Annotated in this window: 24 protein-coding genes and 1 pseudogene; 16 read left to right on the top strand and 9 right to left on the bottom strand. The window is 64.1% G+C overall.

Going from position 1 to position 23,498, the window contains the following annotated elements:
* Nucleotides 1–53 precede the first annotated feature (53 nt).
* The 3 genes from F7R19_RS24870 to F7R19_RS24860 all read left to right on the top strand — a co-directional run bounded on the left by F7R19_RS24870 (nt 54) and on the right by F7R19_RS24860 (nt 2,476).
* On the top strand, nt 54–848 hold the full coding sequence (locus F7R19_RS24870; protein ID WP_061957345.1) for an SDR family NAD(P)-dependent oxidoreductase: 795 nt from the start codon (nt 54–56) through the stop codon (nt 846–848).
* A 77-nt stretch (nt 849–925) separates the two neighbouring features.
* Nucleotides 926–1,900, top strand: a complete 975-nt coding sequence (locus F7R19_RS24865) for a Bug family tripartite tricarboxylate transporter substrate binding protein (RefSeq protein WP_211922788.1) — start codon at nt 926–928, stop codon at nt 1,898–1,900.
* A gap of 51 nt (nt 1,901–1,951) precedes the next feature.
* Nucleotides 1,952–2,476, top strand: coding sequence for a carboxymuconolactone decarboxylase family protein (locus F7R19_RS24860; RefSeq protein WP_150982354.1), 525 nt, complete (start codon nt 1,952–1,954; stop codon nt 2,474–2,476).
* 116 nt (nt 2,477–2,592) lie between these two features.
* On the opposite strand, the gene F7R19_RS24855 is transcribed toward F7R19_RS24860, so the two are convergent.
* Nucleotides 2,593–4,836 carry an NADP-dependent isocitrate dehydrogenase gene (locus F7R19_RS24855; RefSeq protein WP_061957347.1) on the bottom strand — a complete coding sequence of 748 codons (2,244 nt, stop codon included), beginning with the start codon at nt 4,834–4,836 and terminating at the stop codon, nt 2,593–2,595.
* A 259-nt stretch (nt 4,837–5,095) separates the two neighbouring features.
* Nucleotides 5,096–5,995, bottom strand: a complete 900-nt coding sequence (locus F7R19_RS24850; RefSeq protein WP_061957348.1) for a YihY/virulence factor BrkB family protein — start codon at nt 5,993–5,995, stop codon at nt 5,096–5,098.
* Nucleotides 5,996–6,191: 196 nt separating this feature from the next.
* Between F7R19_RS24850 and F7R19_RS24845 the strand changes: the two are divergent.
* Nucleotides 6,192–6,824, top strand: a pseudogene (locus tag F7R19_RS24845) (LysE family translocator).
* An 18-nt stretch (nt 6,825–6,842) separates the two neighbouring features.
* Here F7R19_RS24845 and F7R19_RS24840 read toward each other — a convergent pair.
* The 5 genes from F7R19_RS24840 to flgA form a co-directional block, all read right to left on the bottom strand.
* A complete protein-coding gene (locus tag F7R19_RS24840) occupies nt 6,843–7,883 on the bottom strand; it encodes an FUSC family protein (RefSeq protein WP_061957400.1) in 1,041 nt (346 codons plus the stop codon).
* Between the two features lie 144 nt (nt 7,884–8,027).
* Nucleotides 8,028–8,198, bottom strand: a complete 171-nt coding sequence (locus F7R19_RS29910) for a hypothetical protein (RefSeq protein ID WP_061957350.1) — start codon at nt 8,196–8,198, stop codon at nt 8,028–8,030.
* A 230-nt stretch (nt 8,199–8,428) separates the two neighbouring features.
* On the bottom strand, nt 8,429–8,893 hold the full coding sequence (locus tag F7R19_RS24835) for a flagella synthesis protein FlgN (RefSeq protein WP_061957351.1): 465 nt from the start codon (nt 8,891–8,893) through the stop codon (nt 8,429–8,431).
* A 7-nt stretch (nt 8,894–8,900) separates the two neighbouring features.
* Nucleotides 8,901–9,218 (bottom strand): flagellar biosynthesis anti-sigma factor FlgM, encoded by a 318-nt coding sequence (gene flgM / locus F7R19_RS24830; protein WP_061957352.1) that lies wholly within the window; start codon nt 9,216–9,218, stop codon nt 8,901–8,903.
* Nucleotides 9,219–9,446: 228 nt separating this feature from the next.
* Complete coding sequence (gene flgA, locus F7R19_RS24825; protein ID WP_061957353.1) at nt 9,447–10,214, bottom strand: flagellar basal body P-ring formation chaperone FlgA; 768 nt, start codon at nt 10,212–10,214, stop codon at nt 9,447–9,449.
* A gap of 402 nt (nt 10,215–10,616) precedes the next feature.
* Here flgA and flgB point away from each other — a divergent pair, with 402 nt between their 5' ends.
* The 11 genes from flgB to flgL all read left to right on the top strand — a co-directional run bounded on the left by flgB (nt 10,617) and on the right by flgL (nt 21,474).
* Complete coding sequence (flgB, locus tag F7R19_RS24820) at nt 10,617–11,033, top strand: flagellar basal body rod protein FlgB (protein WP_061957401.1); 417 nt, start codon at nt 10,617–10,619, stop codon at nt 11,031–11,033.
* 12 nt (nt 11,034–11,045) lie between these two features.
* Nucleotides 11,046–11,453 (top strand): flagellar basal body rod protein FlgC, encoded by a 408-nt coding sequence (flgC, locus tag F7R19_RS24815; RefSeq protein ID WP_061957354.1) that lies wholly within the window; start codon nt 11,046–11,048, stop codon nt 11,451–11,453.
* 51 nt (nt 11,454–11,504) lie between these two features.
* Nucleotides 11,505–12,176, top strand: coding sequence for a flagellar hook assembly protein FlgD (locus F7R19_RS24810; RefSeq protein ID WP_150982353.1), 672 nt, complete (start codon nt 11,505–11,507; stop codon nt 12,174–12,176).
* Nucleotides 12,177–12,270: 94 nt separating this feature from the next.
* Nucleotides 12,271–13,497 (top strand): flagellar hook protein FlgE, encoded by a 1,227-nt coding sequence (gene flgE / locus F7R19_RS24805; RefSeq protein ID WP_061957356.1) that lies wholly within the window; start codon nt 12,271–12,273, stop codon nt 13,495–13,497.
* Between the two features lie 25 nt (nt 13,498–13,522).
* Nucleotides 13,523–14,266: a flagellar basal-body rod protein FlgF gene (gene flgF, locus F7R19_RS24800; protein WP_061957357.1), complete on the top strand. Its 744-nt coding sequence runs from the start codon at nt 13,523–13,525 to the stop codon at nt 14,264–14,266.
* 54 nt (nt 14,267–14,320) lie between these two features.
* Nucleotides 14,321–15,106 carry a flagellar basal-body rod protein FlgG gene (gene flgG / locus F7R19_RS24795; RefSeq protein ID WP_150982352.1) on the top strand — a complete coding sequence of 262 codons (786 nt, stop codon included), beginning with the start codon at nt 14,321–14,323 and terminating at the stop codon, nt 15,104–15,106.
* Nucleotides 15,107–15,114: 8 nt separating this feature from the next.
* Nucleotides 15,115–15,819 (top strand): flagellar basal body L-ring protein FlgH, encoded by a 705-nt coding sequence (flgH, locus tag F7R19_RS24790; protein ID WP_061957359.1) that lies wholly within the window; start codon nt 15,115–15,117, stop codon nt 15,817–15,819.
* A 7-nt stretch (nt 15,820–15,826) separates the two neighbouring features.
* The gene (locus tag F7R19_RS24785; RefSeq protein ID WP_061957360.1) at nt 15,827–17,023 is read left to right on the top strand and encodes a flagellar basal body P-ring protein FlgI; all 1,197 of its coding nucleotides are present in this window, start codon (nt 15,827–15,829) and stop codon (nt 17,021–17,023) included.
* The gene (gene flgJ / locus F7R19_RS24780) at nt 17,023–18,045 is read left to right on the top strand and encodes a flagellar assembly peptidoglycan hydrolase FlgJ (RefSeq protein ID WP_150982351.1); all 1,023 of its coding nucleotides are present in this window, start codon (nt 17,023–17,025) and stop codon (nt 18,043–18,045) included. The genes F7R19_RS24785 and flgJ overlap by 1 nt, the downstream gene beginning before the upstream one ends.
* A gap of 221 nt (nt 18,046–18,266) precedes the next feature.
* Nucleotides 18,267–20,186: a flagellar hook-associated protein FlgK gene (gene flgK, locus F7R19_RS24775; protein ID WP_061957362.1), complete on the top strand. Its 1,920-nt coding sequence runs from the start codon at nt 18,267–18,269 to the stop codon at nt 20,184–20,186.
* A 46-nt stretch (nt 20,187–20,232) separates the two neighbouring features.
* A complete protein-coding gene (flgL, locus tag F7R19_RS24770; RefSeq protein WP_150982350.1) occupies nt 20,233–21,474 on the top strand; it encodes a flagellar hook-associated protein FlgL in 1,242 nt (413 codons plus the stop codon).
* Between the two features lie 628 nt (nt 21,475–22,102).
* On the opposite strand, the gene F7R19_RS24760 is transcribed toward flgL, so the two are convergent.
* Together F7R19_RS24760 and F7R19_RS24755 are read right to left on the bottom strand one after the other, a co-directional pair.
* A complete protein-coding gene (locus F7R19_RS24760; protein WP_223506019.1) occupies nt 22,103–22,348 on the bottom strand; it encodes a hypothetical protein in 246 nt (81 codons plus the stop codon).
* Nucleotides 22,349–22,500: 152 nt separating this feature from the next.
* A complete protein-coding gene (locus tag F7R19_RS24755) occupies nt 22,501–22,947 on the bottom strand; it encodes a hypothetical protein (protein ID WP_150982347.1) in 447 nt (148 codons plus the stop codon).
* A 75-nt stretch (nt 22,948–23,022) separates the two neighbouring features.
* Between F7R19_RS24755 and F7R19_RS24750 the strand changes: the two genes are divergently transcribed.
* Complete coding sequence (locus F7R19_RS24750) at nt 23,023–23,325, top strand: helix-turn-helix domain-containing protein (protein ID WP_170292650.1); 303 nt, start codon at nt 23,023–23,025, stop codon at nt 23,323–23,325.
* Nucleotides 23,326–23,498: the final 173 nt, after the last annotated feature.

Genomic DNA, 23,498 nt, shown 5'->3' with positions numbered 1-23,498 from the left:
AACGGCGGGCAGGCGGGCGAAAGCGGCCCCGTTGCCGGCAACACGGAGACGCGATGCTGGATCTCAAGGGCAAGGTGGCGCTGGTGATGGGCTGCGGCGCAGTGGCCAAGGGCTGGGGCAACGGGCGCGCCACGGCGGTATTGATGGCACGGCAGGGCGCCAGCGTGTTCGGCACCGATCTGCATCTCGATCACGCCAATGAAACGCGCGACCTGATCGTGGCCGAAGGATTCGACGCGGACGTGATGGCGTGCGACAGCACCAAGTCCGAGCAGGTGGCGCGCGCGGTACAGGCATGCATGGCGCGACATGGCCGCATCGACATCCTGGTCAACAACGTCGGGCTGTCGCAGCCCGGCGGCCCGGTCGATATGGAAGAGGCCGTGTGGGACGCGCAAATGCAGGTCAACCTGAAAGGCGCGTTTCTGGGCTGCAAGCATGTGCTGCCGATCATGCAGCGGCAGGGCGGTGGGTCGGTCGTCAACGTGGCGTCGGTGGCGGGTCTGCGCTACGTCGGCAAGCCGCAGGTGGCGTATGCCGCGGCCAAGGCCGGGCTGATGCATTTCACGCGCACCACGGCCGTGATTCACGCGCCGGACAACATTCGTCTGAACTGCGTGGTGCCGGGGCTGATGCACACGCCGTTGATCGAAGGCCTGGCGGCCAAGTATGCGCAAGGCGACACCGACGGCTTTATCGCGCATCGCAACAACCAAGTGCCGATGAAGCGCATGGGCGATGGCTGGGACACCGCGCACGCCGTGCTGTTTCTGGCCGCCGATGAAAGCCGCTACGTGACCGGCACCGAGATCGTGGTCGACGGCGGTCTGGTTGCCGCCACGCGCTGACCGGACCGGCGCTGCCGCCGGCTGGCCGGAACGCGCCGCAGAGTGCGCCCGGCATTCATAACGAAAGGAGACAAACGATGACACGCATTTCCCGATGCCTGCTCGGTGCGGCCGCACTGGTCGCAACGATGCTGGGCGGCGCGCCCGCGCTGGCGCAGCAGCCGTATCCGAACCAGCCCATTCGCCTGATCGTGCCGTTTGCGCCCGGCGGCGCGGTGGACCAGACCGCGCGCACGATTTCCGGTGCGCTAGGCAAGCAGTTGGGCCAGAGCGTGGTGATCGAGAACAAGCCCGGGGCGAGCGGCTCGCTTGGTGCAGCCGATCTGGCGCGCGCCAAGCCCGACGGTTACACCCTGATGCTGGCGCTCGACTCGCAGGCGGTGAATCACTTCACGGTGAAGAACCTGCGCTTCGACACGTTCGGCTCGTTCGACTATCTGAGCCTGCTGGTGACGACGCCGCAGGTGCTGGTCGTGCGCAGCGACATGCCGGTGAAGAATCTCGATCAACTGGTGGCGTATCTGAAGGCGCATCCGGCAACGTCGTATGGATCGGCGGGCACGGCATCGGCCGGTCACGTGAACAGCGCGCAGCTCAGTCTGGCCAGGCAGCTCGCCACCACGCATATCCCCTACAAGGGCGCGGCGCCACTGCTGACCGATCTGCTGGGCGGGCATATCCAGTATGCGTTCGCAGGGCTGTCGGTGATGCTGCCGCATATCCAGGCGGGCAAGATCCGCGCGCTGGCCGTCAGCTCGCCGAAGCGTTCGGCGCAACTGCCCGATGTGCCGACCATGAGCGAATCGATTCCCGGCTTCGAGTATCCGACGTGGATCGGCCTGGTGGCGCCCAAGGGTTTGCCGCAGGAGGTGCGCGAGAAGATCTTGAGCGCGACGCGGGACGTGATGCATGATCCCGAAGTCGCGCGCCGCTTTGCGGAAAACGCGTTCGATATCGTCAACAATAGCCCCGAGGCATTCACCGCGCGTGTCAGGAAGGATTCGGACGTGATGTCCGATCTGGTCAAGCGCCGCGTGATCGCCGCCGAATAGTCGACGCCCATCGCAGCTCAATCACAGCCGCTGAATAAAAGGACATCCACGATGGCAAACATTCCTTACGCAGACCTGTCCGATCCGGCCGTGCGCCCGCTGGCGGACCGCATTACCGCCGAGCGCGGCAACGTGCTGCATCTCTACCAGATGCTGCTGCACGCGCCGCCCGTGGCCGAAGGCTGGCTTACGTACCTGACGGCGATTCGCCAGAAATCCACCTTGCCCGGCGCATTGCGCGAACTGGTGATCATGCGCGTGGCCATCCTGAATGGCGCGCCGTACGAGGCCGACCAGCATGCGCCGATCGCGCTCAAGGAAGGCATGACGCAGGCGCAGCTCGATGCGTTGCCGGCATGGCAGGACAGTGCGTTGTTCGACGACACCGAACGCGCGGTGCTGGCCTATACGGATGCCATGACGCGCAATATCCAGGTCGATGCGCCGGTGTTCGAGGCGATCCGCGAGCGCTTCTCGCATCGCCACATCATCGAGCTGACGGCCACGGTCGCGGCCTACAACATGGTGTCGCGCTTTCTCGAAGCGCTGCAGGTGCATTCGCACGACGCGCGCTAGTCCCCGCCGGCCATTACCGAATCGCCCATGAAAAACGCCCCGGCGCACAATCGCGCCGGGGCGTGTTCATTCGGTCTGGCTCCTCTCCGTCAGGCCGCAGCCGGACGGATCCGGCCTCAGGCGCTTACCGATTCCAGTGCCGCGTTCAGCGTCTTGCTCGGGCGCATCACGGCTTCCAGCTTGGCGGCGTCCGGCTGGTAGTAGCCGCCGATATCGACCGGCTTGCCTTGCACGTCCGACAGCTCGCCAACGATGGTCTTTTCGTTTTCCGTCAGCGTCTTGGCCAGCGGTGCGAAAGTCTTCGCCAGATTGGCGTCGTCGGTCTGCGCGGCCAGTTCCTGGGCCCAGTACATGGCCAGGTAGAACTGGCTGCCGCGGTTGTCGAGCTGGCCGGTCTTGGGCGACGGGCTCTTGGCGTTGTCCAGCAGCTTGCCGGTGGCCGCGTCCAGCGTTTTGGCCAGCACCTTGGCGGCGTTGTTGCCGGTCTTGATGCCCAGTTCTTCCAGCGACACGGCCAGCGCCAGGAATTCACCAAGCGAATCCCAGCGCAGGTGGTTTTCTTCCACCAACTGTGCCACGTGCTTCGGTGCGGAACCGCCCGCGCCGGTTTCGTACATGCCGCCACCAGCCATCAGCGGCACGATCGACAGCATCTTGGCGCTGGTGCCCAGTTCCATGATCGGGAACAGGTCGGTCAGGTAGTCGCGCAGGATGTTGCCGGTGACCGAGATGGTGTCCAGGCCGCGGATCACGCGTTCCAGCGTGTAACGCATGGCGCGAACCTGCGACATGATCTGGATGTCCAGGCCGTTGGTGTCGTAATCCTTCAGGTACGTTTCCACCTTCTTGATCAGCTCGGCCTCGTGCGGACGGTACGGGTCCAGCCAGAACACGGCCGGCATGCCCGAATTGCGCGCGCGCGTGACGGCCAGCTTCACCCAGTCGCGGATCGGTGCGTCCTTGACCTGGCACATGCGCCAGATATCGCCTTGCTCGACCTGCTGCGTCAGCGCCGTCAGCACTTCATTGGTGGCGTTGTCGACGATGCGGGCTTCGCCGTCTTCAGGGATTTCAAAGGTCTTGTCGTGCGAGCCGTATTCTTCAGCCTTCTGCGCCATCAGGCCCACGTTGGGCACGGTGCCCATCGTCACCGGATCGAACGCGCCGTTGGTCTTGCAGAAGTTGATGATTTCCTGATAGATGCGGGCGAAGGTCGATTCCGGGATCAGGCACTTGGTGTCCTTGGTGCGGCCGTCGGCGCCCCACATCTTGCCGCCGATACGGATCATGGCCGGCATCGACGCATCGACGATCACGTCGTTCGGCGCGTGCAGGTTCGAGATGCCCTTGGCCGAGTCCACCATCGCCAGTTCCGGGCGATGCTCGTGGCAGGCGTGCATGTCGCGGATGACTTCCTCGCGCTTCGATTCCGGCAGCGCCTCGATCTTCGTGTACAGGTCGACCAGGCCGTTGTTGACGTTTACGCCCAGTTCGTCGAACAGCTTCGCGTGCTTGGCGAAGGCATCCTTGTAGAACACCTTGACGGCATGGCCGAACACGATCGGGTGCGACACCTTCATCATGGTCGCCTTGACGTGCAGGCTCAGCATCACGCCGGTCTTGCGCGCGTCTTCCATCTGTTCTTCATAGAAGGCCAGCAGGGCCTTCTTGCTCATGAACATGCTGTCGATGATCTCGCCGTCCTGCAGCGCGACCTTGGGCTTCAGCACGATGGTCTTGCCGCTCTTGGTGACCAGTTCCATGCGCACTTCGCGCGCGCGGTCCAGCGTGATCGACTTCTCGCCGTGATAGAAGTCGCCGTGCTTCATGTGCGCCACGTGCGTGCGCGAGGCCATGCTCCATTCGCCCATGCTGTGCGGATGTTTGCGCGCGTAGTTCTTCACGGCGGCCGGCGCGCGGCGATCGGAGTTGCCTTCGCGCAGGACCGGGTTCACGGCGCTGCCCAGGCACTTCGAATAGCGCTTCTGGATCGCCTTTTCTTCTTCGGTCTTCGGATCTTCCGGATAGTCGGGGATCTTGTAGCCCTTCGACTGCAGTTCCTTGATCGCGCTGACCAGCTGGAACACCGACGCGCTGATGTTCGGCAGCTTGATGATGTTGGTGTCCGGGTCCTGCGTGAGCTTGCCCAGCTCGGCCAGGTTGTCCGGCACGCGCTGTTCTTCGGTCAGGAACTCGGGGAATTCGCCCAGGATACGGCCTGCCACGGAGATGTCGCTGGTCACGACATTGACGCCCGCCGGCTTCGTAAACGTGCGGATGATGGGCAGGAAGGCACTGGTGGCCAGCAGCGGAGCTTCGTCGGTAAGGGTGTAGATGATGGTGGGCTGCTGGTTACTCATTGCATTTCTCGCATCGTATTCGGGTTTGGAAAATGCCCCGCCCGGGTCGCGGTTCGAGGCAAGACATCAATTTTGCCTGATTTTGCATGGCGGAGGTGCGATCCTGTATGTGAAATGCGGGCAATGTATGCAATGGGATTCATCCACCCGAACGGGTATTTTTCGATATCATGACGCTAAAATTGCATAACGACACTCAACTGCGCGTAAATTTCTCGGCCTCAAAATTCAGCTGAATTCCGATTCATGAGTGGATCAGTCAGGTATGGAACGCGTCCCGGCGGGCTGGCGCCGGCGGCGGGCGGTCGCCGCGCTCGAATTCGGCAATGATCTGCGCGCCAAACAGCAGCAGCGTGGCGCCGATTTCCAGACTCAGCAGCACCACGATGGCGGTGGTCAGCGACCCGTACACGCGTCCCACTTGGGAAAGCGTGGAAAAGTACCAAACCAGCACATGGCGCGAGATTTCCCACAGCACGGCGGCAAAGACCGCGCCGACCAGCGCATGGCGGATCGACAGGCGGCCCACTGGCATGACCATGTAGATCGAAGTCAGCAGCAGGATTTCGCCGATAAAGCCGAGCAGATAGAGCAGCCAACCCGACAGCCGGTCCAGCGACCAGTTATGGCCGAGCACTTCCACATGGCGCTCGCCGATGGTCTGCAGGCCGCCGGCCACCAGCGTGACCACCAGCAATCCGAGACTGAGCACGACGATGTAGCAGTACGGCAGGATCGCCGACACCAGGAAGTGCCGGCGCCGGATCGCCACGCGATGCACAAAGATGACCGACATGGCGTTTTCCAGCACCGTGAAGGCCAGCGAGCTGAAAAAGATCATGGTGATGCCGAGCACCCAGCCGATCACGCCGCGGTTGCTGACGAAGCGCGCCAGTTCGATCACCAGCGCGCGGGCCTGGCCGGGCAGCAGCCATTCGAGATAGCGCTCGAGCGTTTCCAGCAACTCGGCCGGATCCACCACGTGCGACAGGCCGATCAGCATCAGAATCAGCAGCGGCACGATCGACAGCAACGCGTAATACGCCACGGCGCCGGCCAGCAATAATCCCTGGTTGGCGCGGAAATGCCGGACCGTGCGGAGCATGAATCTGACGGGGTGCCGCAGCACCAGCCGTATGCGGGTATCGGAAAGCGGCATGGCTGCGGGCAAACGCCGGAAACGGATCTGGATCCAATGTGGATGACCGCCCCGCACATGGCAAGCGGGCTTTGTCTGACAGATCGGCCGCATGGCGGCCAGCGCAAGCGACGCAGCCCTGCCTATAATCACTCTCCGCTGTGCGCCCATCGCCGACGCCCTCGCCCATCGCCATCGACATCGCCCCCATTCCATCATGCTCAACTGGCACGAACTTGCGTTCTTCTCCCTGGCCTGCCTGATCCTTGTGCTGACGCCCGGTCCCAACATGCTCTATTGCGTGTCGCGCGCGCTGTGCCAGGGTCGTGCCGCGGGGCTGATCTCGCTGTCGGGCGTGCTGCTTGGATTTGTGGTTCACCTGATGGCCGCGGCGCTGGGCCTGACGGCGCTGCTGATGGCGGTGCCCTTTGCGTTCGATGCGATCCGGCTGGCCGGCGCGGCGTATCTGCTGTGGCTGGCATGGCAAGCCGTGCGTCCCGGTGGCGCGGCACCGTTCCAGGCCCGTGCGCTGCCCGTCGATCCTCCGCGCAAGCTGTTCAGCATGGGGTTTGTCACCAACCTGCTCAATCCCAAGGTGGCGATGTTTTACCTGTCGTTCTTCCCGCAATTTCTGCACCCGGAAAACGGTTCGGTGCTGATGCAAAGCCTGCAGCTGGGCGCGGTGTAAATCGGCGTCAGCGGCGCGGTCAATTGCGTGCTGGTGCTCGGCGCGTCGGGCATCACCGCGTTTCTGTCGCGCAGCGAGCGCTGGCTGCGCGCGCAGCGCTATGTCATGGGCAGCGTGCTGGGCGTGCTGGCATTGCGCATCGCCCTGACGGACCGAAAATAATCGCCGAGTCCCAACCGCTCACACCGGCCGCGACATGCCGTAGGGAAAGCGCGTCTGCGCGGCCATCTGCGACAGATGCTCGCGCAGATGACTGATTTCGGCGCACAGCTGCAGCGTCAGGAAAGCATGCGAGCTGGATCCGATGGTGGGATCGTCGGGATGCGGCGACGGCAACGACGGATGCTGATGCACCAGCGTTTCATCGCCGGATTCAAGCGCGGCCGCCATTTCCAGCAACAGGTCGCGGATATTGCGCTCCTCGTCGCCGATATCGCCCACCAGGTCGGGATCGATCGCCGCCAGCATTTCCAGCGCGCTGATGCAGACCCGCGCGCTGTGTTGCACATCCTCCAGATCGTCCACCGGCACCTTGGTCTCCTTGGACACGGAAGGGATCAGGCTGCGCAACTGCACCAGCGTGGCGGACAGCTTCATCATGTCCTGCTGGCGCACCTTCCCGTCGCGCTCGCCGCGCTCGATTTTCGCGTGCACTGCCGCGCAGGCGCGCAGCAGGCTGGCCAACTTGAAGCGCCACGAGTACGACGCATAGGCGGGTAGCGCGAAGGAGAACGCCAGCGCGATCATGGTGCCGATCAGCACATCGATCGTGCGCCACAGCGCGTCGTAGACATCCTGATTGCCGTGGCCGGCCGTAATGACGACGGTGATCGCAGCCAGCAGCGCGAGATATCCCCCCTTGCCGACCGCGTGATACGCGCAGTAGCCGCAGACCAGCGCGAGCAGGCCCCAGGTCAGCATCGGCAGGCCGAACCATGTTTCCTGCAGGATCAGAACGAAGCCGATCAGCGCGCCGATCAAGGTGCCCGCCCCGCGCTCCGCGGCGCGCCGACGGATATTGCCGTGATGCTGCAGGCCGCCGATCACCACCAGCACGGTAATGGTGGCCCATTCCCCATGCGGGATGTCGATGCCCGTGGTGAGCGCAATGGAGGCCAGCAAGGCCAGCGCCACGCGCGTGGCGTGGAAGATGCGGGCTTGCCGGAATCGTCGGTCGGGGTCTAACAGCGCGCTGGTTGTTTTTCGCAGTGCCTCGAACATGGCGGCGATCACCGTACGGAGATCTGAACGCTTCGAGTGTAGGGAACGCGCCGCATGTTCCGCAATGTTTACATTTGGCGAGCCGCGCAGCGGCGCGGCGCCCGGTGGCAGTGGCGGGGTCTGCACGGCAACCCTGCGCGGCGATCAGGAAGGATCTTTGGTGCGCGTGCGCGACACGGCCGACATGATGCCGATGCCGAGCACGATCACGCAGGCGATGCCGATATAGACCGGCGCGAGTCCGGCAATGGACAGACCCCAGGCAATGCCGCCCACCAGCAACAGCAGCCCGATCAGATAGAGCGCGAACGACATGGCGGATACCTCCTGGACATGAAGTGAGTTATACGGACATCACATCGCCGCGCATGCAGCGTGTGGCTCACTGTCAATGTAGGAAGGATGACCGCCGCGCGGGATCGGGCGATGGCCGAGCCTCGCGTAGGCAGACGCTGACGCAGTTGGCAGTCGTGCATCCGATCCGGAACGAAAGCGCTCCGGACGGGCGGGACGCGTGCATCGCGGCGCGCGCCCAGGTAGCGTGCTCAGCCAGCCGCCAGGCTGACGCCGCCGGCCGGCGCCTGCGCACGGCCGTCGCGGCCGTACATTTCGTTGGGCGTGAGACCGCCCTGGCGCAGCACCTGGATGGCTTCCTGCGTGAATTCGAGATGCGCGTTGACGATGGCGCCGTTCAGCTCGTTGGCGTCGCGCGCCTTGCTGGCAAAGAACACCACCTTGCGCCATGCCTCGGCCACGTCGGCGTGGACTTCGCGGCCCAGCAGCAGGCCGCCGTCGCCGATGCGCAGGCCAAGCGCGATCATCTGCGCCTCGCGTGCGGCGGTGGCGCGCGTCAGCGCCTGGGCCAGTTCCATCTTGGTGTTGAGCAGGGCGCTCAACGCCTGGAAATCCTGCCGCTTGATGGCTTCACGCTCATCTGCAAGGGCACGGCCGAAAGCCGCGATGGCGGTGGCTTCTTGCGACAGGGACTGGATCAGGGCTGCTTGGCTCATGTCAGGGTCAGGATTGGCTTGGCGCCTGGCTCAGCTCGTGCAAAGAGGCGAGCAGGCCATCGGCGATCTTGCTGGGATCGATCTTGATCCGGCCTTCCGCAATTGCCTGACGCACCTCTTCCACCTTGGCGGCGTCGATGTCGCTATCGCTGTCCTGCAGCAGGCGCGCACCAATTTCGCGCACCTGTGCGGCTAGCGGGCTGACGCGCACGCCGGTCAGGCTGGAGGGGTCCGTCGCTGCGGTGCCGCTGGCCGCCGCGCGGGCATTGCCTTCGGTAGCCGCGGAATCGGCGGGCCGGGACGGAGTGGAATTGTTGATCTTCACGGTGAAATCCTTGCTGGGTTCCTCTGACTTATCGGACCGGCGGCCAGAAACTTTAGGTGCTTTCCCTCGATTTCCGGCCGCTTCCCGACTCAGGCCGCCCGCATTTTCGCACGGTCCGCCTGTGCCGGTTGAGACTACGACGCTTTCCTGCCCGGTCGCGGGTCCCAGCACGTGTGACGACTAACTTACCGGTACTGCAAAAAGTGATTTTCTCGACAATTTCGCGGTTTATTGCTGCAACACCACGGTGTCGCCGCTGCGCACCAGGCCGCTTACCACCTGTCCGTTGCGCAGCCGCACCTGCACCGCGTTGCCCGTGGCGGCGTCGCTCAGGACCTTGCCTTCGCTGGTCAGCTGGAACGAATCGCCTTCCACGGTGACGTTGACGGTCTGGCCGGACTTGACCGCGATCGGGCGCCGCAGCAGGTCGGTGCGCAGCGGCGATCCGGCTGCGATCCGGTTGGCGGCGACACTGCCCTCGACCTGCGCCGGATCGGTGACCACCGCACGCGGCAGCGCGCCCAGGTCGCCCTGGCGCATTTCCAGATCGGCGGCGGTGATGGCTTCGCCCGGCCCCATCGCGCGCGCAGCCACGTAATAGTCAGTCAGCACCGACACGCGCGCCTGCACGTAGCGCGTCCACGGACGATCGCCGCCGCAGCGCACGCCGACATTGACGCGCCCGTACGGCGCGGCGCCGGCCGGAAGAAATGGTTCGGGATTCACGCACTCGGGCGCGCGTCCGCCCGAAGGCGGCACCACTTGCACGCTGACCTTGCCCGGCAAGCCATTGGACTGGCGCAGCAGGAACTGCTCGACAGCCACGCGGGCCGGATCGTCGACGAACGGCGTGGCGGCGGCCTGCGTTGCTTGTGGATAGGCGGCGGCGCCCGGCGGCGCCACCGGCGTGACCTGGGCGGGGGCGGCTGCTGCGGGCTGCGCCAGCGCAATGCCGGCCAGCGCCATCAGCGCGGCGGCCTGGCGATAGAAAGTCATAGGGTCATCCCAGCGAGGATGAGACGGCACGGCTTGCGTGCAACCGATGCGGATTTGCCCGCGCGGCGATGCCGTCGCACAACAGTTGAACATCCGTGAAAGTGCCGCGAGGCGTGTCGCCCACCGTGACGCGGCCGAGCCTCGCACCAACCGCCGACGCCTTGCGCGATGGGGCCTGGCGCCGCAATCCGCACTGCTTCGATATCAGTCAGTGGGAGCCATTGTAGGCAGCCTCGCGCGAGAGACCGAGCCGGAAATGCGCGGGTTTCTCGTCGTTATTCGCGCGATTGGCGTGACAGGACGGCCCATAAGATGGCAACCCTGAAGAAGCCCGGCTTGGGCGTATACCCAGGTCTACGGCAGATCTCTCCCCGAAATGAAGCCATTGCAGGAAAGGCAGACATCATGGACAGACTCGATGCGGCGTTCCGCTTCCAGCAGGAAGCACTAAGCCTGCGGACCCAGCGGCAATCGGTGATTGCCTCGAACATCGCCCATGCGGATACGCCGGGCTACAAGGCGCGCGATTTCGATTTCGCCAGCACGCTGGCGCAGTCGGTGGAGCGCGGCAATCAGCAGCGCGACGGCGTGTCGCTGTCCACCACGTCCGCCCGTCACCTGCCGGCCCAGGCGCCCGCCATCAGCAACAGCGAGCGCGATCTGGAATACCGCATTCCGCTGCAGTCGAGCATCGACGGCAACACCGTGGAAATGGACACCGAGCGCGTGGCCTTTGCCGACAACACGGTGCACTACGAAGCGGGCCTGACCGTGATGAGCGCCAAGATCAGGACGATGCTGTCCGCGATCCAGAACTAACGGAGAGACGCGATGGGTTCCATGAATATCTTCGACGTGGCCGGCTCGGCCATGGCCGCGCAGTCGCAGCGCATGAACGTGACCGCGTCGAACCTGGCCAACGCGGACAGCGCCGTGGCGCCCAACGGCCAGCCGTATCGCGCCAAGCAGGTGATTTTTGAAATGGCCCCCACGCCCGGTCAGACCGATGTGGGCGGCGTGCAGGTGGCCGGCGTGATGGAAGACAACGCGCCGGCGCGCATGGTCCACAACCCGTCGCATCCGCTGGCCGACGCCAACGGCTACGTGACGATGCCCAACGTGAACCCGGTGGAAGAGATGGTCAACATGATCTCGGCGTCGCGTTCGTATCAGGCCAATGTGGAGGTGCTCAACACCGCCAAGAACATGATGCTGAAGACGCTGACCATCGGTCAGTGACGCCCAACTTTTTTCGAATCCACCGAACGTCCATCCGGACGGTACAACACCATGGCAACCACTTCTTCCGTAGGCAACAGCACTTCGTCGTCGGCCGTCAACCAGGCCCTGCAAAGCGGCAGCGCCAGCGCCGCCGACCTGCAGAACAACTTCCTGACGATGCTGGTCACGCAGATGAACAACCAGGACCCGCTCAACCCGCTCGACAACTCGCAGCTGACGTCGCAACTGGCGCAGATCAGCACCGTGAGCGGCCTGCAGACGATGAACGAGACGCTGAACCAGCTGCTGACGCAGACCGCCGCCAGCCGCGCGATGGATTCGGCCAGCCTGATCGGCAAGACGGTGATGGTGCCGGGCTCGGCCGTGAGCGTGTCCGGCGGCGTGCCCGGCAAGATCGGCGTGGATATCCCGTCGACTGCCGACGCGGTGTCGGTGCAGGTGCTCGACAAGGCCGGCAACGTGGTGCGCACGATCGACATGAAGGGCCAGACCGCCGGCGTGCACGACATCGCGTGGGACGGCAAGAACGATCAGGGCGCCCCGGTGGCCGACGGCGACTACAGCTTCAAGGTTGCCGCCACGGCCAACGGCAAGGACGTCACGCCGGTTGCGTTGGTGTACGGCAAGGTGCAGGCCATCAGCGGCGACAGCAGCGGCGTGCTGGTGGATCTGGGCAACGGCCAGACCGCCAACGTCGACGACGTGCGCCGCATTTCCTGATTTCCAGCGTCAACCAAGAACGCATTCATTGCATGACCCGGTCCGGCATACGCGCGGGCATTTCACGAACGACAGCCTTCCATAGGGGAAAATCATGGGTTTTGGTCAAGGGGTAAGCGGCCTGAACGCCGCGGCGTCCAACCTGGACGTGATCGGCAACAACATCGCCAACGCCAACACGGTTGGCTTCAAGCAATCGACCGCGCAATTCGCGGACGTCTATGCAGGCTCGAAGATCGGCCTGGGCACGCGCGTGAACGCGGTGGTGCAGTCGTTCACCAACGGCAATATCTCGACCTCGGGCCGCAGCATGGACGTGGCCATCAGCAACGGCAATGGCTTCTTCCGCCTGACCAACACCGACGGACAGGTCTACTACTCGCGCAACGGCCAATTCCAGCGCCTTGACGACGGCCGCCTGGTCAACGCCACGGGCCTGCAGGTCACCGGTTATCCGCCGGGCTCGACGGCCGGCGGCGTGGCACCGCAGCCGATCACGATCAGCAACGCGCAGATGCCGCCGAAGGCCACCACGAATATCGCCGCGCAGTTCCAGCTCGATTCGCGCAGCGCCGTGCCGGCCAACGCGTTTGCCAGCAATCCGGCCACCGTTCCGCCGACCGTGCCCGATTCGACGATGTTCAGCTACAGCACGGCCATGACCGTGTATGACTCGCTGGGCAACAAGCAGCAGCTGACCGCATATTTCGGCAAGACCGGCACCACCAACGCCGGCGGCGGCAACGACTGGAACATGAACGTGACCGATGCCGCGGGAAATATCCTCAGCACGATCACCATTTCGTTCAACGCCAATGGCACGATGACGGGCACCACGCCCGCCAATCCCACCGTGACGCTGCCGGCCGCCAACGGCGCCGCCGCGATGACCGCCGCCGTGAACCTCACCGGCTCGACGCAGTTCGGCTCGGACAACGATCCGAAGAGCATCGTGCAGAACGGCTTCGCCTCCGGCGCGCTGGTGGGCTACGCGGTGCAGGAAGACGGCACGATCCTTGGGTCGTACTCGAACGAGCAGACGCTGTCGCTGGGCCAGATCGCGATGGCGTCGTTCGGCAACGTCGAAGGCCTGAAGCCGCAGGGCGACAACGTGTGGTCCGCCACGGGTGCATCGGGCCAGGAACTGCTCGGCGTGGCCGGCGGCGCGATGGGCACGCTGAAGTCCAACGCGGTGGAAGAATCGAACGTCGACCTGTCGGGCCAGCTGGTCAACCTGATCGTCGCGCAGCGCAACTACCAGGCCAACGCGCAGACCATCAAGGCGCAGGACACCGTCCTGCAGACCCTGGTGAACATCTGATCGATGGCACTGAACTGAAAGCGCCATGGACCGCATGATCTACACCGCCCTGTCGGGCGCCAAGCAGATACTCGACCAACAGGCCGCGGTATCGAACAACCTGGCCAACGCATCCACGCCCGCATTCAAGGCGCAGGTGAACCTGTATCGCGCCGTGCCGGTGCAGGGCCAGGAAACGCAGACGCGCGCCTTCACGCTCGCGTCGACGCCGGGCGCCGACATGAAGGCCGGCCCGCTGACCTACACCGGGCGCGATCTCGACGTCGCCCTGCAGGGCAACGGCTGGCTGGCGGTGCAGATGCCGGACGGCTCGGAGGCCTACACCCGCGCGGGTTCGCTGCAGGTGTCGGCCGACGGCCAGCTGCAGACTTCTGCCGGTCGCCCGGTGATGGGCGATGGCGGTCCGATCGCCGTGCCGCCCGGATCGACGGTGTCGATCGGCTCGGATGGCAGCGTCGTGGCGCGCGGCCCGGGCGAGGCCGCTAACGGCCTGGCGCAGGTTGGCAAGCTGCGCGTAGTCACGCCGCCGCCCGAAGGGCTGGCGCGTGGCGACGACGGCTATTTCCGCCTGCGTCCCGGCGTGGATCCGCTGCAGCAGGACCCCAATGTGCGCGTGATCTCCGGCGCAATCGAAGGCAGCAACGTCAACCCGGTGGAAGCCATGGTCGACATGATTGCCAACGCGCGCCGCTTCGAGATGCAGATGAAGATGATCTCCGGCGCCGACACCAACGACCAGCGCGCCAACGCGCTGCTATCGAACAACTGACGACGCGCGCGGCAACGGCACGCACGCATTACGAACAAGCGAACTAGGAACACCATGATCCGCTCTCTCTGGATTGCCAAGACCGGCCTCGATGCGCAGCAGACGCAGATGGACGTGATCTCGAACAACCTGGCCAACGTGTCGACCACGGGCTTCAAGCGCAGCCGCGCGGTGTTCGAGGAACTGATGTACCAGACCATCCGCCAGCCCGGCGCGCTGTCGTCGGACCAGACCGTGCTGCCGTCGGGCATGCAGCTGGGTACCGGCGTGCGCCCCGTGGCGACCGAACGCATCCACACGCAAGGCAATCCGCAGCAAACCGGCAATGCCAAGGACGTGGCGATCATCGGCCAGGGCTTTTTCCAGGTGACGATGCCGGACGGCACCACGTCGTACACGCGCGACGGCTCGTTCCAGGTCGATCCGAACGGCCAGCTCGTGACGTCGAGCGGCTTCGTGATCAACCCGGCCATCACGCTGCCGGCCAACTACACGTCGGTGAACATCGCGCGCGACGGCACGGTGACCGTAATGCAGCCGGGCTCGACCAACGCCGCCACGGTCGGCCAGATCCAGCTGGCCACGTTCCCGAACCCGGCCGGCCTGGAAAGCCTGGGCGAGAACCTGTACGTGCAGACCGACGCCTCGGGCGCGCCCAACACCACGGTGCCGGGCCTGAACGGCGCGGGCACGCTGCAGAACAACTACGTGGAAGCGTCGAACGTGAACGTGGTGGAAGAACTGGTCAGCATGATCCAGACCCAGCGCGCTTACGAAATCAACAGCAAGGCGGTGCAGACGTCCGACCAGATGCTGCAACGTCTGACCCAGATGGGTTAAGAACGGGAATGATCATGGCCGCCACGCAGTATCGCATCGGTGCGTTCGTCCTCTACGCCATCGTCGGCCTGGCCGCGTTGGCCACGGGCGGTTGTGCGATGATGCCCAAGGAGCCGCTCGTGCAACTGCCCACCACGGCGCGCGCCGAACCGCGCCCGATGGGCCCCGCCACCGGTTCCATCTATGCATCCTCGTACGCGGGCAATCCGCTGTTCGAGGATCGGCGGCCACGCAACGTTGGCGACATCCTGACCATCGTGATCAGCGAAAACGTCAACGCGAGCAAGAATTCCGCCACCAACGCCAGCCGCACCGGCAGCACCACGCTGTCGTTCACCGCGGTGCCGCGCGCGCTGGGCGGACTGTTCAGCAGCAGCCAGAATGCCGACGTGAACGGTGCCAATTCGCTGAAGGCCGGCGGTGGCGCCACGGCGGCCAACACCTTCAACGGCACCATCACCGTCACGGTGCTGGAGGTGCTGCCCAACGGCAACCTGGTGGTGTCCGGAGAAAAGCAGATGGCCATCAACCAGGGTGCGGAATTCATTCGCTTCTCGGGCGTGGTCAATCCGCGCACGATCACTGGCGACAACGCAGTGCCGTCCACGCAGGTGGCGGACGCGCGCATCGAATACACCGCCAAGGGGTATATCGACGAAGCGCAGAACATGGGCTGGCTGCAGCGCTTCTTCCTCAATGTCTTACCGTTCTGATCCCGCCATGTTTCTGCCTCCGATGCCTTTCCACAAGCCAGGCTCGTTTATTGGCACCCCGCCCGGCCCCCGTTCCCGCTCAGGTCGCGCGGTCTCTTTTGCCCGTGCGCTGCTGTCGATGCTGGCCGCGCTGTGCCTGGCGCTTGGCGCCGGAGCGGCGCACGCCGAGCGCCTGAAAAACCTGGCGACGTTCCAGGGCATGCGCGACAACCCGCTGGTCGGTTACGGCCTGGTCGTAGGTCTGGACAACACAGGCGACCAGACCATGCAGACGCCGTTCACCACGCAGAGCTTGAGCAACATGCTCTCGCAACTGGGCGTGACGCTGCCGGCCGGCAAGAACATGCAGCTCAAGAACGTGGCGGCCGTGATGGTCACCGCCACGCTGCCGCCCTACGCGCAGCCGGGCAGCCAGATCGACGTGGTGGTGTCGTCGATGGGCAATGCCAAGAGCCTGCGCGGCGGCACGTTGCTGATGACGCCGCTCAAGGGCGCCGACGGGCAGGTCTACGCGATCGCGCAGGGCAACATGCTGGTGGGCGGTGCGGGCGCGTCGGCCAACGGCAGCAAGGTACAGATCAACCAGCTTGCGGTCGGGCGCATTGCCAATGGCGCGATCGTCGAGCGCGCCGTGGCGGCCTTCCAGCCCGACGGCGGCTACATGAACCTGGAACTGAAGGACACGGATTTCGGCACCGCCGAGCGCGTCGTTGAAGCGATCAACCGCAACCTGGGCCCCGGCACTGCCGCGGCGATGGACGGGCGCGTGGTGCAGGTGCGCACGCCGCAGGCGCCGCAGGCCCGCGTCGGTTTCATCGCGCGCATCGAGAATATCGACGTCACGCGCGCCAAGGCCGCCGCCAAGGTCATCCTGAATGCGCGCACCGGATCGATCGTGATGAACCAGGCCGTGACCGTGGAGGATTGCGCGATTGCGCATGGCAACCTGTCGGTGGTCATCAATACGCAGCCGGTGATCAGCCAGCCCGCGCCGTTCAGCCAGGGGCAGACCGTGGTGGCACCGGTGTCGCAGATCGACCTCAAGCGCGATGGCGGATCGCTGCAGATCGTCAAGGCGGGCGCATCGCTGGCCGCGGTGGTCAAGGGCCTGAACGCACTGGGTGCCACGCCGGCCGACCTGCAGACCATTCTGGAGGCGATGCGCGCCGCCGGTGCGCTGCGCGCCGAACTGGAGATCATCTGATGACGGCCGGTACGACTGTCAGCGCGCAGGCCGACGTATCGCAGCGCTTTGCGCTGGATACGCAGGGTTTCGAGGCGCTGAAGGGCCAGGCGCGCGCCGGCAACAACAACACTACGTTGCAGGCCGCCGCCAAGCAGTTCGAGGCGGTCTTCACGCAGATGGTGCTCAAGAGCATGCGCGACGCCACGCCGTCCGACGGCCTGTTCGACAACGAGCAGACCAAGCTCTACATGTCGATGATGGACCAGCAGCTGTCGCAGCAGCTTTCGTCGCGCGGCATTGGCCTCGCCGACGTGATGATCCGCCAGCTCGCGCGCGCCACGGGCACGCCATTGCCGCAGGGTACGGCCGCCGCGGGAGGCATCACCGGCGCCAGCGTGCGCGACGCGCAGATGGCGCAACTGCTGGACAGCCGCGGCGCCACCGACGCCGACGGTCCGCCGCCGATCGGCACGACGTTGCCGGGCAGCGCGTGGAACCCCACGGCCGGCGTGCGCCAGTATCAGAACCAGGCCGACTGGCAGGGCGCCGGGCAGTCGCAACTGGGCCAGTTGCCCGACGATTCGCCCGAGCACATCAGCAATTTCGTCAACCGCATGGCCGAACCGGCGATGGCGGCGTCGCGCGCCTCCGGCGTGCCGGCCAAGCTGATCGTCGGCCAGGCCGCGCTGGAATCGGGCTGGGGTCGCCGCGAAATCCGCAATCCCGATGGCTCGACCACCTTCAACGTGTTCGGCATCAAGGCCGGCGCCAACTGGAAGGGCCCGACCACCGAGATCCTGACCACCGAGTACGTCGACGGCCAGCCGCAAAAGGTGCGCGCGAAGTTCCGCGCCTATGGATCGTACGAAGAGGCGTGCAACGACTACGCGCGCCTGATCAGCAACAACCCGCGCTACGCCAACGTGGTGACGGCATCGAACGCGGAGGAAGCCGCCCACGGCCTGCAGCGCGCCGGATACGCGACCGATCCCGCATATGGCGAGAAGCTGGTGCGGATCATGAAAAAAGTGTCGACCTGACGCGGCGCGAGCGCGCTCCGGATCGACCCAGGCGTGGCCCTCAACGGCCACGCTGTTTGCGTTTGTGCTGCGGCCTGGCGCGAGAGTGTTCGCTTACAAGCCCGGTGAATTTGCAGGGATTGCGGCGCTAAAGTCGCGCCACGTTCCGGCCGTTATCCAACACATCCACCGCCGTCGGCCGTGTGCCGCTGGCTTGCCATTCGATCCGGAGTCAGACAAACATGTCTCTGTTTAATATCGGTCTGTCGGGCCTGAACGTGGCGCAGAACGCGCTCACCACGGTCGGCCATAACTTCAGCAATGCCGCCACCGCGGGCTATACGCGCCAGAACACGATCATTGCGTCGGCTGGCGGTTTGGCCACCAGCGCGGGGTTCTACGGCCAGGGCTCCAACACGATCACCGTGCAGCGCGTCTATGACAGCTTCCTGACGGGACAGCTGCGCGGCGCGACGTCGAGCAGCGCGGAACTGTCGACGTACTCGGACCAGATCGCGCAGATCGACAACCTGCTGGCTGACCAAAAGGGCGGCCTGGCACCGCTGATGCAGAAGTTCTTCGCCGCCGTGCAGGCCGTGTCGGACACGCCGGCCGACCCCGCCGCGCGCCAGGGCATGATCTCCGCCGCGCAGGCGCTGGCCGGCCAGGTGCAGTCATCGAGCGATTACTTGAAGCAGTTGCAGGACGGCATCAACACGCAGTTGCAGTCGTCGATCACGCAGGTGAACGACTACACCAAGCAGATCGCCAAGCTGAACCAGGAAATCACGCGCATGACCGCGGCATCGGGCGGGCAGGCACCGAACGACCTGCTGGACCAGCGCGACCAGGCGGTGTCCAAGCTGACCGAACTGGTCGGTGCGAAAGTGGTGGTGCAGGATGGCGGCACGTACAACGTGTTCGTTGGCAATGGCCAGCCGCTGGTGATGGGCAGCGATTCGTACGACGTCAAGGCCGTGCCGTCGTCGTCGGATCCGAGTCGCACCACGATCGCCTACACGCTGCCCAACGGCAATGTGGTGGAATCGGAGCCGGGTGCCGTGACGGGCGGATCGATCGGCGGCATGCTGCGTTTCCGCAGCGAAACGCTCGATAGCGCGCAGAACGCGATCGGTCGCCTGTCGCTGGCCATCGGCGAGAGCTTCAACGACCAGCACAAGCTCGGCATCGACCTGAACGGCGCCATCGGCACGGATGTGTTCTCGCTGGGCAAGGCCACCGTCTATGCCAACAGCAAGAATACGTCGGGCGCCGTGGCCACGGCGACGATCACCGCGGCCGGCAACCTGACCACCAGCGACTACACGCTCAAGTTCGACGGCACCAACTACACGCTGACGCGCAAGTCCGACAACACGGTCGTGGCCACCCAGGCCGGCGCGACCGCGCCGGTGCCGCTGGTGATGGCGGCCGACGGCTTTTCGGTCAGCGTCGACAAGGCGCTGAATCCGAACGAATCGTTCGATATCCAGCCCACCCGCAACGCCGCGGCGGGTTTCGGCTCGTTGATCACCGACCCGGCCAAGATCGCCGCCGCATCGCCGGCGCGCGTGGATGCCAGCACGCAGAACAGCGGCACGGGCGCGGCCAAGCTCACCAACGTGGCGCCCGGCTTCTCGCTGCTGGCCGGCAATCTGACGGCCAAGTACGATTCCACCACCTCGACCTACGTGTTCTCCGACGCCACCGGCACGCCGCTGGCCACCCAGCCCACGGCGACCGCCACGGCCAATGGGGTCGACTACACGATCAACGGCATGACGTTCAGCTTCACCGGCACGCCGAAGAATGGCGACACGTTCACGCTGGCCAACAATACCGGTTCGGTGGCCGACAACGGCAATGCGCTGGCGCTGGCCAAGCTGCAGACCGCCAAGACCATCAACGGCACGTCGAGCTTCAACGATGCGTACGCGCAGCTGGTGAACGATGTCGGCAGCAAAGCCAAGTCGATCAGCATCGCGTCGACGTCGCAGGACAGCATCACGAACCAGATCTACACGGCGCAGCAATCGGTGTCCGGTGTGAACATGGACGAGGAAACCGTCAACTTGCTGAAATTCCAGCAGCTGTACCAGGCCAACGCCAAGGTCATCCAGACGGCCAGCTCGATCTTCGACACGCTCATCAGCATCGGCTGATCGCGGCAATCCCAGACAACCACACCGGACAAGAAGGAATCACGCCATGCGCGTCGCCACCTCCACCCTGTATCACCAGGGCCTTGCCTCGATGAACAACCAGCAGGCCAGCCTGCTGCACGTGCAGCAGCAGCTGGGCACGGGCCGCCGCGTGCTGACGCCGTCGGACGATCCCGTCGCGGCCACGCGCGCGCTCGCCGTTTCCCAGGCCAGCGCGGTGAACGGCCAGTACACCGCATCGCGCAAGCAGGCCACCGCGTCGCTGGGGATCACCGAGAACACGCTGTCGACGGTGACTACCACGGTGCAGAACATCCAGACGCTGCTGGTGAACGCCGGCAACGGCACGCTGAGCGACAACGACCGTGCTTCGCTGGCCACCGCGCTGCAAGGCCAGTACGACCAGTTGCTGGGACTGGCCAATGCCGACGACGGCAACGGCAACTACCTGTTCGGCGGACTGAAGACCGGCTCGGCGCCGTTCGTGACCGATGCCGCGGGCAACCTGACCTATCAGGGCGACACCGGCCATCAACTGCTGCAGGTCGATGTGGCGCGCCAGATGGCCGCCGGCAATACCGGCGCGGAAGTGTTCCAGTCCGTGACCAACAATTCGGGCTATGTGGTCAAGGGCAACGCCAACAACCAGGGCACGGGCACCTTCGGCACCGTCTCGGTCACCGATCCGACCAACGCACTGTACGGGCATTCGCTGCGCGTGACGTTCCAGACCGACGTCACGACGGGCGCGAAGCAATACGTCGTGGCTGACATGTCCAACGGCGGCGCGGCAATCGGCACGCCCACCAACTACACCGATGGCGCGGCCATCAACATTGGCGGCGTATCGTTCTCGATCAAGGGCACGCCGGCCGACGGCGATTCGTTCTCGGCCGATCCCGCGCAACAGGCGGGCGCGGACATGTTTGCCAACCTGAAAGGCATCATCGACGCCCTCAAGCAGCCGATCAATACCGGCGCGTCGCAGGACACCGTCACGGCTAACCTGCAGAACGTCATCGCCACCGGCATCCGCCAGTTCAGCAATTCGCTGGACAACGTGCTGACCGTGCGCTCGTCGGTAGGCTCGCGCATGGACGAAATCGACGCGCTCGACACGATCGGCTCCAACCGTGACCTGACCAACGCGCAGACACTGTCCGGCCTGCAAGACCTGGACTACGCCTCGGCCATCACCGAGTACTACCAGCGCCAGACCGCGCTGCAGGGCGCGCAGCAATCGTTCATGCAAGTGCAGGGGATGAATCTGTTCCAGTATTTGCGTTAAGCAGTACGGACGGCTCTGGAGCCGTTTGGTACGCGAGATTAGAGTTGGTACGCGGTGAGACTAAAGTTGGTACGCCCGGCTCCCCATTGCCCGGAAAGCCTTGTGGCAGGCCGTCCGTACCGACTTTCTGCAATTTTGCTCGCGGCCCGATATGCCAGCGATAGTGGCAAGAGCGCCAAAAAAATTATCTTTCATTTTTGGCACAGGTTGCGATGTTTGCCTGGCCTCATCACGATCCGATGATGTTGGGAACGGTGTTGGGCGTGTCGGTCACTCGCCGCTTTAAATTCCTATCGTCGTCGCTGCCGGCGAATTGCGATCGCAATGAGTTGTGGCGGTTTCGACGCTCCAGCGCTTGAGCTGTGACGGGCGCACGTCACGGATCTTTTGCCATATGCTGGCTGCAGTGGTCAAGGTTCAACGGTCGCGTAGAACTCCGTCAGTGATACACGGAGTTTTCCCGTGTAGGCACTGCGTACAGGCTTGTGCGACTTGACGTTGCCCGAACTCTCGAAGCGGGTCAGCAAAACCTGAACACTTCGCTTTTGCATGGCAACAACCTCTGCCCGCAGCTTTTTACTCGGCTTGCTAGTGTTAGCCATATCAGCAGTGGTAGATTCTCTCGCGTTCAAAATGGACAAAAGAGTGCCCCCTCCAGCCACGCGTACCAATCCCAGGGATATATGCAGTCACCAGCCGAGTGGTGGCGAAAGACTGGGACCATCTCCCGCTGAATCAACTGCAGTAGTTCTTTGTTGTACGGTTGCGGAATGGAGGCAATCGCGACAAATTCGCCAAGGTGATCCTTGCCAATAGGTACGCAGCGCTGAAGTAGCAGGCTTGCTTCCTGATCCAGCAGGAACACCATCCGCATGTGTTGGATACTCCCATTTTGTTTGCAAAGCTGCATCGTTGCCCAACAACGGTTGCTAAGCTACGCGAGGCTGTATGCGCTAACGGGTGCAGTGTATTGATGTCCAGTCACGCCGGTTGGCAGGTAGCGGGGCAAGGCGGCCGCTCAGGTTGTCATGCCATCGCTTTGATCGCACCGGACGGAAGCTTCCATTGACGGCGCGTATGCGAGTTCGCTGGCCTCGGCACAAATGCGTATCGCTCGCCCGATTCCGTATGGCATTCAAGCCCGATGCGATTTCCCAGAACCCATTCGTCAATGCCAACTACCGGCTCCAAATGCCAACTGCCAGTTTTATTCAGACTACCTGGCACCAGTGCTTGAACGGCGCCGATGCGCTCTGGTGCATGGGTGAGCATATCGACCAAGTCCTCCATTGACGAGGACAGGATCCAATTTGGCAGTTCGCTGGGGTCGAGGTGTTTCACCTCCAACAGAAGACTGGGGCGCATTTCGTCAACGCTAACGCATTGCCAGGCTTGGGCGGGCGCGACCAGCGCTTGCAATGAGGGGTTGGGATGACGCCACGCTTCCTGCGTTAAAAACACAATCTTCTCCATATGAATGAACACTATAGATTGTAGCTCTATAGTGTTCATCGAGACGAGATTGTGGGATTTGCTTTTGCTCTTCCCATGACGCTCAGAGAGAATTTTGGTGATGCACTGCGCACTGTGCGGCGACTCCGTAAGGTTCCACAAGAGGCGCTGGACGTGGCTTCCAGTCGAACTTATATCAGTAGTCTGGAGCGCGGACTGAAGAGTCCGACGCTCGACAAAATTGATTCTCTTGCCAATGCGCTCAACGTGCACCCTCTTTCGTTGTTGGCGCTCACTTACTTGAAATCATGCACGCGATCTGAGCGACAGGCCATCTTGGCGCAGGTCGAATCGCAACTTGAAGAACTGTCGAAGGTCGAGGCAGAAGCGCGAGACTGAATCGAGATGCTCCGCTTGCTACCGGAGCTTCCAGCCCCCAGTCCATTGAGTACCTATCGTGAGCAACCGGAAATCATGCAACCCGTAGAAATTTCCAAGCGATTCCAGATTCAGGAATGCCTGCCAGCGCGGATGTAGCCAGAGGGCGCTTCTAGAAAAGGTTTGACTGGCCG

Origin of the sequence: Cupriavidus pauculus, assembly GCF_008801835.1 — a bacterium.
GTDB lineage: Bacteria > Pseudomonadota > Gammaproteobacteria > Burkholderiales > Burkholderiaceae > Cupriavidus > Cupriavidus pauculus.
This window is presented reverse-complemented; position numbering and strand designations above follow the sequence as displayed.